This window comes from Microbulbifer litoralis, from assembly GCF_023634065.1.
In the GTDB taxonomy this organism is placed as follows: Bacteria; Pseudomonadota; Gammaproteobacteria; order Pseudomonadales; family Cellvibrionaceae; genus Microbulbifer; species Microbulbifer litoralis.
The window spans coordinates 50389-64279 of sequence record NZ_JALKCV010000003.1; the positions used below are offsets into that span (position 1 = coordinate 50389).

Below are 13891 nucleotides of genomic sequence, written 5' to 3' on the forward strand. Positions count from 1 at the left end.
GGCCTGTTAATCTTAGTTCGGGTCAGCCGCGTGGTTTCACCACCCAGTCGTCGCCCTCGCGCACCAGTTCCCGGTCGCAGCGCGCCAGGGTTTCCCCTTCGTCGCCGTCCGGCAGTGCGCCGATCACCACTTCGCCGGCGCTGCGCAGCCTGTCCACTGCGCGCCACAGGGAGGCCGCGTCGCCGCTGGAATCGTCGAGCAGCGGCGCCAGGATGGCGCCGGACAGGGATTCGACGGCACTGCCGAGGGTGTTCAGGGCCACTAGGTCGGTACTGAAACCGGTGGCCGCGCGCTCGCGCCCGAACACGGCGCCGATGCCGTTGTAGCGGCCGCCGTTGGCCAGCGCCTGGCCGTGGCCGGGTGTGTAGGCGGCGAATACCAGTCCGGTCTCGTAGTCGTAGCCGCGCACTTCCGACAGGTCAAAGAACAGCTCCACTGCCGGGTAGCGCTGCACCAGCAGTTCCGCTACGCGCTGCAGGTCCGCCAGCGCCGCCAGCAGTGCGCCGGGGGCGCCGGCGAACAGGTCGCGGGCCCGGGCAAGGCAGTCGCGACCGCCGGCCAGGCGCGGCAGCGCACGCAGCCAGCCGGCCACCTGCGGATCGCTGACATTGTCCTCGACCCAGCGCTGCACATCGGCACTGGCCTTGCTCTGCAGCAGTGCAAACAGCTCCCGCTGTTGCTCGCCGTCGAGGCCCGCGGCCTTCGCGAGACCGCGGTAAATGGCCACGTGGCCGAGGTCCAGGTGTATCTGCTCGACGCCGGCCAGCAGCAGCGTCTCCAGCATCAGCGAGATGACTTCGATATCCGCGTGCAGGCTGTCGACACCGTACAGCTCGGCACCGATCTGGATCGGCGAGCGCGAGCCCATGGCCGTGCGCGGGCGGGTGTGCAGTACCTGGCCGGCGTAGCAGAGGCGGTTGGCGCCGGCGCGGGGGAAACTGTGGGCGTCGATACGGGCGGCTTGGGGGGTGATATCGGCGCGGATGCCGAGGGTGCGGCCGGACAGCTGGTCGGTGACCTTGAAGGTGCTGAGGTCGATATCCCGGCCCATGCCGATCAGCAGGGAGTCGGTGAATTCCACCATCGGCGGGATGATCAGCTCGTAACCCCAGCTGTGGTAGAGGTCCAGCAGGCGGCGGCGCAGGGTTTCAATGCGTACGGCGTCCGCGGGCAGGATTTCCGCGATGCCGTCGGGCAGCATCCAGCGATCGGCTCTAGTCATGGTAAAAAAGCTGTATCAACGTCTCGGTTGAGAGGGGCGGCGCGCTCGGCCGGCTCTGGCCGGCCCGAAGGGTGAAGCCGGAAACGCGCCTCACAAAAAAACCGGGCGACGCCCGGTTTGCGTGATTTTACCACCAAGTGGCTGCGGGAAGGTAGGGGTTTAGGAACCGGGTCTCCGCTGTCCCACAGGGAGACCCGCTGCTCCATTCAGGAGACCCGGGGACGGCCCCGCCGCTGGAAGCTGTTCGGACCCCGAATCAGCCTACTCCCCTTTCGCATCCTTCAGGTAGCGGAAGAATTCGCTGTCCGGCTCGATCACGAGCATATCGGCGCGGTCGTTGAAGGACTCCTCGTAGGCTTTGAGGCTGCGGGTGAAACGGTAGAACTCCGGGTCCCTGCTGAAGGCCCCGGCGTAGATGGCGGCCGCCTCGGCATCGCCGGCACCGCGTGTTTCCTCCGCCTCGCGCTGGGCCTTGGCCACTTCCTCCACAACCTGGCGATCGGCGCCAGCGCGGATGCGTTCCGCGGCTTCCTCACCCTTGGCGCGGTGATCGCGGGCCTCCATTTCGCGGTCGGCGCGCATGCGCTGGAACACCGATTCCGACACTTCCGGCGGCAGGTCGATACGCTTGACCCTTACGTCGATCACTTCCAGGCCGAAGCGCTCCTGGGCGACTTTGTTCAGGTTCTTGGTAATTTCCGACATCAGCTCGTCGCGCTGGCCACTGACCACCTCGTGCAGGTTGCGCACACCGAACTGGTCGCGCAGGCGGTCGTTGATCTGCTCTGCCAGCAACCGCACCGCATTGCGCTCGTCGCCGCGGGTGGCGACGTAGAAGCGCTCCGCGTTGAAGATACGGTACTTGGCGTAGGAGTCCACCACCATGAACTTGTTTTCGCTGTTGAGCATCCGCACCGGGGTGGAATCCACCGTCTGGATACGGGCGTCGAACTTGCGCAGCGTGTGCACCAGCGGCACCTTGAAGTAGAGCCCGGGCTCGTAATCGCTGCGTACCACTTCACCGAAGCGCAGCAGCACGGCCTTTTCGGTTTCCTTGACCACGAAGGCGCTGCTGGAGATCACCAGCACCCCCACCAGCAACAGTGCGACTATCAGCAGGTTTCTGTTGTTCATCGATTCCCCCTAGCGCACGGTGCCGCGGTTGCGGCGATTGTTGGAGACCTCGGTGCGGATGCGCTCCATGACCCGGTCGGAGACCTCCTCGATCACCGCCGGCGATACATGCTTGCGCTGGATCGCGCTGTCGGCGCCACCCTGGGCCAGCTTGTCCAGCGGCAGGTACATCATGTTGTTGCCGCCCTCGACGTCGACCATCACCTTGGAGGTGTTGCTCATCACTGTCTGCACCGTATCCAGGTACAGGCGCTCGCGGGTCACTTCCGGCGCGCGCTGGTATTCCTGCAGCAGCTTTTCGAAGCGCACCGTCTCACCGTGGGCCAGTTCCACCACCTTGGTCTTGTAGGCCTCGGCCTCCTCCTTGATGCGCTGGGCGCGACCGCGCGCCACCGGGATCACCTCGTTGGCGTAGGCCTGGGCTTCGTTCTGCAGGCGCACCTCGTCCTCGCGGGCCTTGGTGACATCGTCGAACGCGTCCTGCACTTCCGGCGGCGCCTTGGCCTCGGTCAGGTTGACCACGTTGATCTGGATACCGGTCTGGTACATGTCCAGGTACTCCTGCAGCCGCTCCTGGGTATCGTTGGCCACTTTACCCCGGCTCTTGGAGATGACGCCGTCCAGGGACTCGGAGCCGACCACGTGGCGCAGGGCGCTGTCGGTGGCCTCCTGCAGGCTCTTGAGGGGATCGGCGACGCGCAGCACATAGGCCTCGGCGTCGTCGATATACCACTGCACCTGCAGGATGATATCGACAATATTGGCATCCTCGGTCAGCATCTGTCCGGTGGTGCGCTCGGTGCGCACCTCGGTCATGTTCACCTTGGTAACGCTGTCGATCAACGGCGGGTTCCAGTGCAGGCCGGACGCTTCGGTAGAGTGATATTTCCCCAGGCGCAACACCACCGCGGATTCGTTCGCATCCACCTGGTAAAAGCCCAGCAGGCCGTACAGCACGGCCGCGACGATCGCGATCAGTGCCCAGGGAAACTTGCCCGGCTCGCCGCCACCGGCGCCGGAGCGGCCACCGAACAGGCCGCCCAGTTTCCGCTGCAGCTTGCGCAGGATTTCATCGAGATCCGGCGGACCACCGCCGTTGCGGTTGCCGCCGCCTCCGCCCCAGGGATCCTTGTCGTTACCACCCGGTTCATTCCAGGCCATCTAAATACTCCAACTCTGATCAGTAATCGTTATCATGCTGGCGAATTCTAGCATTCTTCGCCACCGAAATGCCGGGGATCAGCCCGGTTCGGGCTCATCCTGTGGCAGCCAGCGAGGCGCCCCGTCCACATCTTTATACGGCGCCAGCATCCGGCGCAGATCGGCTCTCGGCAACAGCACCTGCAGCACGCAGTCGCCGTTGTCACGGTATTCTTCCGCCTGTACCGCATTCATTTCAAACAGCTGCGCGCGCAGGCGCGCATGCCGCGGCGCAATCACCAACTGGCCGCGCACCATCTGCTCGCCCAGGCGCTCGGCAACAGCCTCCACCAGCAGGTCGCAACCGGCACCGGTGGCGGCGGACAGCCACACGGCCCGCGGGACGCCGTCGGCATCCCGGTCGATGCGCGGCTGCATATCCTGCAGCAGGTCGATCTTGTTGTAGACCAGCAGTTGCGGCAGTTCCGCCGCGCCGATCTCCTCGAGCACCAGTTGCACCTCTTCCATCAGCGCCTGCCGGTCATCGGCGGCGGCGTCCACCACGTGCAGCAGCAGCGTCGCGTTGGCGGCCTCCTCCAGCGTGGCGCGGAAAGCTTCCACCAGCCGGTGCGGCAGGTGGGAGACGAACCCCACCGTATCGGCGAGGATCATCTGCCCGACATTGGGCAGCTCGACCCGGCGCATGGTCGGGTCCAGGGTCGCAAATAACTGGTCGCGCACATAGACGTCGGCATCGGAGACGCGATTGAACAGTGTGGACTTGCCGGCGTTGGTGTAGCCCACCAGCGATACCGTGGCAAGCTCGCTGCGGGAGCGCGAGCGGCGGCCCTGCTCACGCTGGCGGCGGACCTTCTCCAGCTTCTTCTCGATGGAGTCGATGCGCGCGCGCAGCAGCCGGCGGTCGGTCTCCAGCTGGGTCTCCCCGGGGCCGCGCAGGCCGATACCGCCCTTCTGACGCTCCAGGTGGGTCCAGCCGCGCACCAGGCGCGTGGCCATATGGCGCAGCTGTGCCAGTTCCACCTGCAGCTTGCCCTCGTGGGTGCGGGCGCGCTGGGCGAAGATATCCAGGATCAGGCCGGTGCGGTCCAGCACCCGGCATTGGAGTTCGCGCTCGATGTTGCGTTCCTGGGAGGGCGACAGGTTGTGGTCGAAGATCACCAGCTGTGCGCCGTGCTCCTTGACCGTCCGCTGGATTTCCTCGAGCTTGCCGCGACCGACAAAGGTCTTGGGGTCGGGAGATGAGCGCTGGCCGAAGATAAAGGCCACGGGGTCGGCGCCGGCAGACAACGCCAGTTCTTCAAATTCCCGCGGGTCGTCGGGACTGTCTATGGCGGACAATTCCAGGTGCACCAGCACTGCCAGTTCACCGGATTCCGGTCGGTCGAAAAACAATGGAAAATCTCTTGTATTGGCCGGGCGCCGGTCTCGCAAACAACCGGCGCCAAACCACAGGCGCCCCGGCAAGCCGGGGCGCTGCTCATAATCGTGAAGCGGGAAGTTTAACCGAAGGTATCCTGACCACCGCTTTCACCTGCACCTTCGCCGGTACCCTGCTGGGCAGCCGGGTTCAGCAGCGGTACGCGCACCGCGCGGGACGGAACCACCGTGGAAATAGCGTGCTTGTAAACCATCTGGCTGACGGTGTTTTTCAGCAGGACCACGAACTGATCGAAGGATTCGACCTGCCCCTGAAGCTTGATGCCGTTCACCAGATAGATGGAAACCGGGATACGCTCTTTGCGCAATACGTTGAGGTAAGGGTCTTGTAAGCTGTGCCCTTTTGACATCTTTTTTCTCCTTGTCAAAAGCTGGGTGCGAATGCTGGCCGCAACCGCGCCCGCGAAATGCGCGGACTGAAGGAACGATCGGGGTCGAAAACGCGACTATAAAAGTCCGGAGGTGCCGGATTATGTGTTTCAAACTGACTGAGCGGGCCCGAACCGTCTGTCAATGGCCCAACCACGTTATGGATGCTCAGCCGAGAAATTTCAAGGCTTCCGCCAATATTTCGTCATTTTTGCGTACTCTGCCGTCGACATCCTGTGCATAAATCCCCGCCAGCTCCTGCCAGCGGCGCAGCCACGTCAGCTGGCGCTTGGCCAGTTGCCGGGTGGCGGCGATCCCCGCCTCGAGCATCTGCCCGTAATCGAGTTCTCCGTCCAGGTACTGCCAGACCTGGCGATAACCCACGGCGCGAATCGCCGGCAGGTCCGGATGCAGGTCGCCGCGCGCGCGCAGCGCCTTCACTTCGTCGACAAAGCCCCGCTCGAGCATCTGCCGGAAGCGCAGCGCAATACGCTCGTGCAACAGCGAGCGGTCCCGCGGCAGCAGCGCCAGCTGGCGCACATCGTAGTGCTCCAGTACCGAGTCCCGCGACTGTTCGCGGCGCAGCTCCGACAGCGGCCGGCCGGTGAGGCGGTAGACTTCCAGCCCGCGTTCGATACGCACCGAGTGATTGGGGTGCAATTCGGAGGCCAGCTGTGGATCCACCTGTGCGAGTTCCGCATGCAGCGCCGGCCAGCCCTCGCGTTCGGCGCGGGCTTCCAGCTCCGCGCGGAGCGCCGGGTCCGCCTGTGGCAGTTCGGCCATTCCCTCCAATAGAGCGCGGAAATAGAGCATGGTTCCGCCCACCAACAGCGGAATTCTGCCGGCGGCGACAATCTCGGCCATGGCTACCAGCGCGTCCTGGCGAAACCGGCCGGCGGAATAGGATTCGGACGGGTCGCAGATATCGATCAGCCGGTGTGGGTATCGGGCCAGCTCCTCCGCGGAGGGCTTGGCCGAACCGATATCCAGCCCACGGTAGACCAGCGCCGAGTCGACACTGACCAGCTCCACCGGCAGCCGCCCGGCCAGTGCCATGGCCAGGTCGGTTTTGCCGGAGGCCGTCGGCCCCATCAGGAAGATGGCACGGGGTTTGGCGTCGCTCCCCGGGTCCCGAGTCCCGAGTCCCGAGTCCCGTCTGTTCAACTCACTGCCCACGCAGAAACCACTTGTCCATATCCGCGAGCTTCACCTGCGTCCAGGTGGGGCGGCCGTGGTTGCACTGGCCGCTGCGCTCGGTGCGCTCCATATCCCGCAGCAGCGCATTCATCTCCGGCACCGTCAGCTTGCGATTGGCGCGCACCGAACCGTGGCAGGCCATGGTGGACAGGATTTCGTTGATGCGCTCGGCGATGCGGTCGCTGCCGCCCTGCCCCAGCAGGTCCGACAGCACGTCGCGCACCAGCTGCTCCACCTCGGCACCGTGCAGCACGGTCGGCACCTGGCGCACCAACAGCGTCTCGGGGCCGGCCCGCTGCAGCACGAAACCGAGAGAGGTAAACACCTCGCTGCGCTCCTCGAAACAGTCCGCTTCGCGCTGGCTCACCGCCAGGCTTACCGGAACCAACAGCGGCTGCGCCTGGATACCGCCGGCGGCGTGGGCGGTTTTCATCTGCTCGTAGACGATACGCTCGTGGGCCGCGTGCATATCCACCACGATCAGGCCCTGCTCGTTCTGCGCCAGGATGTAGATACCGTGCAGTTGGGCCAGCGCGAATCCCAGTGGTGGGGCTTCGGTTGTGTCGGGACTCGGGACTCGGGACTCGGGACTCGGGGGCGGGGCTTCGGCGATGCCGCTGTACGGTTGATGGAGCGCTCCGTAATTCTGCATCTGCTGTTGCAAATCGCCGGGCAAAGGCCTGGAGGTCAGCGGCATCTTCTGCTGCCCGGTGAACTCGCCCACGGCAATGCCGCTAACGGCTCCCCTCTCCCCCGAGTCCCGAGTCCCGAGTCCCGAGTCCCGGCTTTCTAGTCCCGAGTCCCTCTCTCCATCCCCGGGCCGCACCGCTGCCAAGGCCCGGTGCAGGCTGCCGAACAGGAAATCGTGCACCAGGCGGCTGTCGCGGAAGCGCACCTCGTGCTTGGTCGGGTGCACATTCACATCCACCGACGCTGGATCCAGTTCCAGGTAGAGTACGAACGCCGGGTGACGGCCGTGGTAGAGCACATCGGCGAAGGCGCGGCGCACCGCGTGGCTGACCACTTTGTCGCGGATGGCACGGCCGTTGACGTAGAAGAACTGCAGGTCCGCCTGGGAGCGGGAGAAAGCCGGCTCGGCCACCCAGCCCCACAGGCGCAGGCCGTTGCGCTCCACGTCGATATGCAGCGCATTCTGCATGAACGCCGGGCCGCATACCTGCGCCACGCGCCGCTCCTTTTCCACCCGACCACTGCCGGCGCGCAGGTTGTGCACGCCCTTGTTGTTGTGACGCAGGGTAATGGAGACATCGAAACGGGACAGCGCCAGCCGCTTGATGGTGTCGTCGACGCGGTTGAACTCGGTTTTCTCGGTACGCAGGAACTTGCGCCGCGCCGGGGTGTTGAAGAACAGGTCGCGCACATCCACGGTGGTCCCGCGCGGATGCGCCGCCGGCGCCAGCTGTGCGTTCATATCGCGGCCCTCGGCACTCACCTGCCAGCCCTTGCCGCTCTCGTCGCGGCTGCTGGTCAGGTTCAGGCGCGCCACCGAGGAGATGCTGGCCAGCGCCTCGCCGCGAAAGCCCAGGGTGGCGACCGCCTCAAGGTCTTCCAGCACGTGGATCTTGGATGTCGCGTGGCGGGCCAGCGCCATCGGCAGGTCGTCCTTGTCGATACCCTTGCCGTTGTCGCGCACCTTGATGCGCTTGATACCGCCGTTGTCGATTTCCACTTCCAGGCGGCTGGCGCCGGCATCCAGGGCGTTTTCCAGCAGTTCCTTGATCACGGATGCCGGGCGCTCGACCACCTCGCCGGCGGCAATCTGGTTGGCGAGGCGGGGGGAGAGTTGCTGGATTCTGTCGGACATAACAATTTACGAATCAGGTTTCGGGGCACCCAATGTGGCGCCGGGTGGGGTGGCCCTTTGCGGGACACGCTGTGAATACATCCCTGTACGCTCGTAATCGACATCCCTGTCTCATACGGTCCCGCAAAGGGCCACCCCACCCGGCTTCGTGCCCACAGCCGGATCTCTCCAGCTCCGAAATGGTCATTTCAGCCTGAAGGGATCGTCAGGGTCTGGCCAACGCGGATCACCGAGGAATCGATCCCGTTCAGCCGCTTCAGCGCCGACACCGACACATTGTACCGCGCCGCGATGCCCGACAGGGTATCCCCGCGGCCAATGGTATGGCGGCGCTCGCCCTTGCCGGGATTGGCGGCCAGCCAGGTACCGGCCGGCGGCCGGCTGCTGAAGTGCGCCACTATACCGTCGCTGAGCGCCCTTGCCATCTTGCGCTGGAACGATGGGTCACGCAGGTGCCTGGCCTCGCGGGGATTGGTGATAAACCCGGTTTCCACCAGGATCGACGGTACGTCCGGCGAGCGCAGCACGGAGAAATTGGCCTGCTCCACCTGTTTCTTGTGCAGGTGGGTAATACCGCCGATCCTCGACAGCACACTGGCGCCGATATCGAGACTGGCGTTCATGGTCGCGGTCATGGATAGATCCAGCAACACACCGGCGAGGGTATCGTCCTTGTCGCCGATATTGAGGCTGCCGGCCCCGCCGATCAGGTCGGATTCATTTTCCCGCTGGGCCAGGAAGCGCGCCGTCTCACTGGTGGCACCGCGCGAGGAAACCGCATAGACGCCGGCCCCGCGGGCGTCCTTGCGATGGAATGCATCCGCGTGGATGGAGACAAACAGGTCGGCACGCATCTCGCGCCCTTTCTTTACCCGGCCGCGCAGCGGAATGTAGTAGTCACCGCTGCGCACCAGCCTGGCCGCGAAGCCGGGCTGTTTTTCCAGGGCGGCTTTCAGTTTTTTGCTGATGGCCAGCACTACATCCTTCTCGCGCAGGCCGCCGGGCCCGGAGGCCCCGGGATCCTCGCCGCCGTGACCGGCGTCGATGGCAATGACGATGTCCCGCTCGCCGCCAACCTGCTGCAGGGTTTTCTCCTCACTCTGCACTCGGTCGTGCAGGTCGATCACCAGCCGATCCGGCAGGTCCTCGTGGCGACGCAGGGCGAAGCTGCGGGGTTTGACCTGCTGTTTCAGGTCCAGCACCACGCGCAGGTCTTTCTTGTTGTGGCGGCCGTGGCGCACCCGCGCGATCGGAGTATTGTCCAGCTCCAGGTCGTCGAACTGCGCCGCCAGCCTGGTATCCGCCACGTCGATCACGACCCGGTGCGGCCCACTCAGGGTGAACAGCTTGTGCTCCGCCGGGCCGCTCAGGTCGAACACCAGGCGCGTGTGGTCCGGCGCGCGCCACAGGCGCACGCCTTCCACTTCTGCCGACTGTGCCGGCAGGGACAGCAGTAACATAGCCACTGATATGTAGAACGGACCGAACACTCGGCGCCACACTGATTTCATTCTTCCGCCCTGTCGATTATTTTTTCCCGCACTTCCCTGCTGCAATTTAGCCGAGTTTTCTTACAACAATTTCTGCATCGCCCGGATCGCGGTCTCACCGGCAGACGAGTGCGCCATCAGCTGCAATTGTCGACCGCTGTCCGGCACCTGCAGTTCAATTTCCAGGTCCGGCTCCGGCAACACACCGGCACCGCGCTCCGGCCACTCCACCAGGCTCAGGCTGCCGGGCGCAAAATAGTCCCGCACCCCCATAAACTCCAGTTCCTCCGCATCGCCGAGGCGATACAGATCGAAGTGAAACACCCGCTGCGCACCCAGCTCGTAGGGCTCCACCAGCGTATAGGTGGGGCTCTTGACCGCACCGCTGTGGCCGAAAGCGCGCAGTACACCGCGGCAGAAAGTGGTCTTGCCAGCACCCAGCTGGCCGTGCAGGTAGAGGGTTAGCCCCTCCGCCAGGCCGGTCGCCAGGCAGGCGCGGCCCAGTTGCTCGCCGGCGGCGACCGTCGCCTCCTCGTCGACCAGGTGCAGGGTCAGCTCGCTCACGATCAGTCCACCAGCTTGCGGATATACGGCAACAGGTCCGTGGCCAGCAAACCGCGCTGGCCGTCACCGGCGGCACAGTTGCCGGCCTCGCCGTGCAGCCACACCGCCAGCCGCGCCGCCTCCAGCGGCGACAGGTGCTGGCCGATCAGCGCCGCAATCACACCGGTGAGCAGGTCGCCCATACCACCGGAGGCCATACCCGGGTTGCCGCTGTTGATCAGGTCCACACCGGCGTCGTGGGCGATCAGGGTACCCGCGCCTTTAAGTACCACCACGCCGCTGAATTTCTGCTGAACTGCCAGCGCCGCCGCGCGCGGGTCGTCGAGCACCTCGGCGGTATCCCAGCCGAGCAGTCGCGCCGCCTCGCCGATATGGGGCGTCAGCACCCAGTCGTCGCGCCGGACACCGGCCAGCACGCGGCCGCCGGCGAGAATATTCAGCGCATCCGCATCCAGCACCAGCGGCACCTCCGCGCGGCCGGCACGGGCCAGCAGCTGCTCGCCCCAGGGCGCGCGGCCGAGACCGGGCCCCACGGCGATCACATCGGGGCCCTCCAGCAGCGGCTCCAGCTCCTGGCCGGAGATCACCGGGTGTGCCATTACTTCCGGGCAGCGGGTCAGCGCCGCCGGCAGGTGCTGCGGATGGGTCGCCAGGGAAATCAGGCCGGCACCGCTGCGCGCCGCGGATTCCGAGGCCATCAGCGCGGCGCCGCCAAAGCCGCTGTCGCCGCCGACAACCAGCACGTGTCCGAACTGGTTCTTGTAGCTGTCCGCGGCGCGCGGCGGCAGGCGCCTGATGCTGGCGCCATCAAAGCGCCTTGCCAGCGACTCCAGCCCGCCGTGCACTTCCACCGGCGCGCCCAGGCTCTCGAAGATAACCTCGCCGCACAGGGCCGGACCGCGCCCGCAGTAGAGACCGAGCTTGCGGCCGATAAAAGTCACCGTGGTATCGGCGCGTACGGCATCCGCCGCGGCGCCGCTGTCGGCACTCAGTCCGGAAGGAATATCGACTGCCAGCACCGGGCCGGGCGATCTGTTGATACGCTCCACCGCGTGCCCGATGGGCTCGCGCAGTTCGCCCTCGAAACCGGTGCCCAGCAGCGCGTCCACCACTGCGGTGTCGCCGTCGGCGTCGTCCAGTCCGGTTGGGGATGTCACTATCTGCACACCTTCGCGGCGGGCGTAGTCGCAGGCTTCGAGTGCGTCGCCTTTCAGCTTCTGTGGATCGACACAGGCGCAGACGGTCACCGGGATCTGCTTCTGTGCCGCCAGCGCGGCGATCACGTAGCCGTCGCCACCGTTGTTGCCGCCGCCGCAGAATACCTGGATGCGCCGCACATCCGGCCAGCGCCGCAGCAACTGGTTGAAGGCCGCGCGGCCGGCGCGCTTCATCAGTGCGATGGAGGGAATTTTCAGCGCCGCGATGGTGCGGCTGTCCAGCTCGCGAACCGATTCGGCGCTGTAGAGAGGTTGAGGCGTGTCCATTCGACTCCCGCGATTCGACCAGAATTGGTGCTCAAAATTTAATCTGTGGCAGAATACACGGCCACAGTGCCGCCGTATTCCATCGAGAGACCACAGTATACCGCCCCGGGCGCGCATTTTGCTCCCGCGGGGCCGCTTCAGAATGCCATGACCGAAACATCACTCGCCGCGCTGGCAGGCCAGATCAGGATCTGGGGCCGCGAGCTCGGCTTCCAACAGATCGGGATTACCGACTGCCAGCTGGAAGAGCACGGCGAGCGCCTGCGCGCCTGGCTGGCGGCCGGTTACAACGGCGATATGGAATGGATGGGCGCCCACGGGGAAAAGCGCTGGCGACCGGACCTGCTGCAACCGGGGACACTGCGGGCGATCAGTGTGCGGCTGGACTACCTGCCGCCGGACACCGAACCGGTGCGGGTGCTGAAGGATGCCGACAAGGCCTATGTGTCCCGCTACGCCAATGGGCGCGACTACCACAAGCTGATCCGCAAGCGGCTCGCGCAACTGGCGCAGAAGATCGATGCCTGGTGCGACGAGCGCGGTATCGAGTCCTCCGGCCGCGCCTTTACCGACAGCGCACCGGTCATGGAGCGGGCGCTGGCGGAAAAGGCCGGCCTGGGCTGGATCGGCAAGAACTGTATGGTGATCAATTCCGGCGCCGGTTCCTGGTTCTTCCTCGGCGAGATCTACACCAACCTGGCACTGCCGGTGGACCGGCCCCAGGAGATCAACCAGTGCGGCGACTGCAGCGCCTGCCTGAAGGTCTGCCCCACCGACGCCTTTGTCGGCCCCTACCAGCTGGATGCGCGCCGCTGTATTTCCTACCTGACGATCGAGAACAAGGGCCCGATTCCGGAGCAGTTCCGCGAGCCCATGGGCAACCGCGTGTTCGGCTGCGACGATTGCCAGATCATCTGCCCCTGGAACAGGTTCGCCAAGCCCACCGCAGAGAAGGATTTCCACCCACGGCACGGACTCGACGACGGCGAGCTGCTGGCACTATTCGGTTGGACGGAACAGGAATTTCTGGACAGGACCGCCGGCTCCGCAATCCGGCGTATCGGTTACGAGCGCTGGCGGCGGAATCTGGCGGTGGCGCTGGGAAACAGTACCCCCGGGCCGGAAGTGATTGCGGCGCTGGAAAATGCGCTGGTGGATGCGACACCGCTGGTGGCGGAGCATATCGAATGGTCGCTGGGGCGGTTGCGCAGTGGGCGCAGACGCAAGCGGAAGATCAGGCGGGCATAGCTATCGCCGGGTCCCAGGAGGTCGCCCGCAAGCCCGCTTTCGGGACGGCAGTAGGGCCTTCGCATTGAGCCTCAATATTCTTTTCGATCGTGCAGTGCGTAGGGTGCGCCGTGCGCACCTTGTCCGAGTCCCGAGTCCCCAAACACTACAGCCGGAAAAAATGCTCCCGGTAGTGAATCAACTCATTGATCGAATCGCGGATATCGTCCAGCGCCAGGTGGCTGCTCTCCTTTTTCACGCCCTCCAATACATCCGGCCGCCAGCGGCGCGCCAGCTCCTTGACCGAGCTGACATCCAGGTTGCGGTAGTGAAAGTAGGCCTCGAGCCTGGGCATGTACCTGACCAGGAAACGGCGATCCTGGCCGATGGAGTTGCCACACATGGGCGAGGCGCCCTCCGGCACCCACTGCTGCAGGAACTCGATCGTCTCGCGCTCCGCGTCGCGCTCGCCGATGGTCGACTCGCGCACCCGCTTGACCAGCCCGGAACCGCCGTGCTGCTCGGTGTTCCAGTCGTCCATCGCATTCAGCAGCCCGTCGCTCTGATGCACCGCCATGGTCGGCCCCTCGGCGAGGATATTGAGCCTGGAATCGGTGACGATGGTGGCGATCTCGATGATGCGCTCTTTCTCCGGATCGAGACCGGTCATTTCCAGGTCGATCCAGATCAGGTTGTTCTGGTCCACTGCGGGCCTCCTTTCGGTTTGCGGGCAAGTTACCGCAACAATCCTCTAATAGCTATAATCCGCGGCGAATCCAAC

General features: G+C 65.2%; 12 protein-coding genes. 1 reads left to right on the plus strand and 11 read right to left on the minus strand.

Features of this window, described 5'->3' with window-relative positions:
* Positions 1-22: 22 nt before the first annotated feature.
* From MWN76_RS05915 to MWN76_RS05960, 10 genes are all read right to left on the minus strand, one after another.
* A complete protein-coding gene (locus tag MWN76_RS05915; RefSeq protein ID WP_250460159.1) occupies positions 23-1222 on the minus strand; it encodes an ATP phosphoribosyltransferase regulatory subunit in 1200 nt (399 codons plus the stop codon).
* Positions 1223-1483: 261 nt separating this feature from the next.
* Positions 1484-2356 (minus strand): protease modulator HflC, encoded by an 873-nt coding sequence (hflC, locus tag MWN76_RS05920; RefSeq protein ID WP_250460161.1) that lies wholly within the window; start codon positions 2354-2356, stop codon positions 1484-1486.
* Positions 2357-2365: 9 nt separating this feature from the next.
* Positions 2366-3517, minus strand: coding sequence for an FtsH protease activity modulator HflK (hflK, locus tag MWN76_RS05925; RefSeq protein ID WP_250460164.1), 1152 nt, complete (start codon positions 3515-3517; stop codon positions 2366-2368).
* Positions 3518-3595: 78 nt separating this feature from the next.
* Entirely contained in the window at positions 3596-4909 is a 1314-nt protein-coding gene (hflX, locus tag MWN76_RS05930) for a ribosome rescue GTPase HflX (protein WP_250460166.1), read from the minus strand.
* Between the two features lie 107 nt (positions 4910-5016).
* On the minus strand, positions 5017-5304 hold the full coding sequence (hfq, locus tag MWN76_RS05935; protein WP_250460168.1) for an RNA chaperone Hfq: 288 nt from the start codon (positions 5302-5304) through the stop codon (positions 5017-5019).
* Positions 5305-5491: 187 nt separating this feature from the next.
* A complete protein-coding gene (gene miaA / locus MWN76_RS05940) occupies positions 5492-6415 on the minus strand; it encodes a tRNA (adenosine(37)-N6)-dimethylallyltransferase MiaA (protein ID WP_250460700.1) in 924 nt (307 codons plus the stop codon).
* A 73-nt stretch (positions 6416-6488) separates the two neighbouring features.
* A complete protein-coding gene (mutL, locus tag MWN76_RS05945) occupies positions 6489-8345 on the minus strand; it encodes a DNA mismatch repair endonuclease MutL (RefSeq protein WP_250460170.1) in 1857 nt (618 codons plus the stop codon).
* A 188-nt stretch (positions 8346-8533) separates the two neighbouring features.
* Positions 8534-9805 carry an N-acetylmuramoyl-L-alanine amidase gene (locus MWN76_RS05950; RefSeq protein WP_250460171.1) on the minus strand — a complete coding sequence of 424 codons (1272 nt, stop codon included), beginning with the start codon at positions 9803-9805 and terminating at the stop codon, positions 8534-8536.
* A gap of 111 nt (positions 9806-9916) precedes the next feature.
* Positions 9917-10399, minus strand: a complete 483-nt coding sequence (gene tsaE, locus MWN76_RS05955; protein ID WP_250460173.1) for a tRNA (adenosine(37)-N6)-threonylcarbamoyltransferase complex ATPase subunit type 1 TsaE — start codon at positions 10397-10399, stop codon at positions 9917-9919.
* A gap of 2 nt (positions 10400-10401) precedes the next feature.
* Positions 10402-11883 carry an NAD(P)H-hydrate dehydratase gene (locus MWN76_RS05960; RefSeq protein WP_250460174.1) on the minus strand — a complete coding sequence of 494 codons (1482 nt, stop codon included), beginning with the start codon at positions 11881-11883 and terminating at the stop codon, positions 10402-10404.
* 147 nt (positions 11884-12030) lie between these two features.
* Between MWN76_RS05960 and queG the strand changes: the two genes are divergently transcribed.
* Positions 12031-13131: a tRNA epoxyqueuosine(34) reductase QueG gene (gene queG / locus MWN76_RS05965; protein WP_250460176.1), complete on the plus strand. Its 1101-nt coding sequence runs from the start codon at positions 12031-12033 to the stop codon at positions 13129-13131.
* Between the two features lie 145 nt (positions 13132-13276).
* On the opposite strand, the gene orn is transcribed toward queG, so the two are convergent.
* Positions 13277-13816, minus strand: coding sequence for an oligoribonuclease (orn, locus tag MWN76_RS05970; protein ID WP_345780054.1), 540 nt, complete (start codon positions 13814-13816; stop codon positions 13277-13279).
* Between the last annotated feature and the right edge of the window lie 75 nt (positions 13817-13891).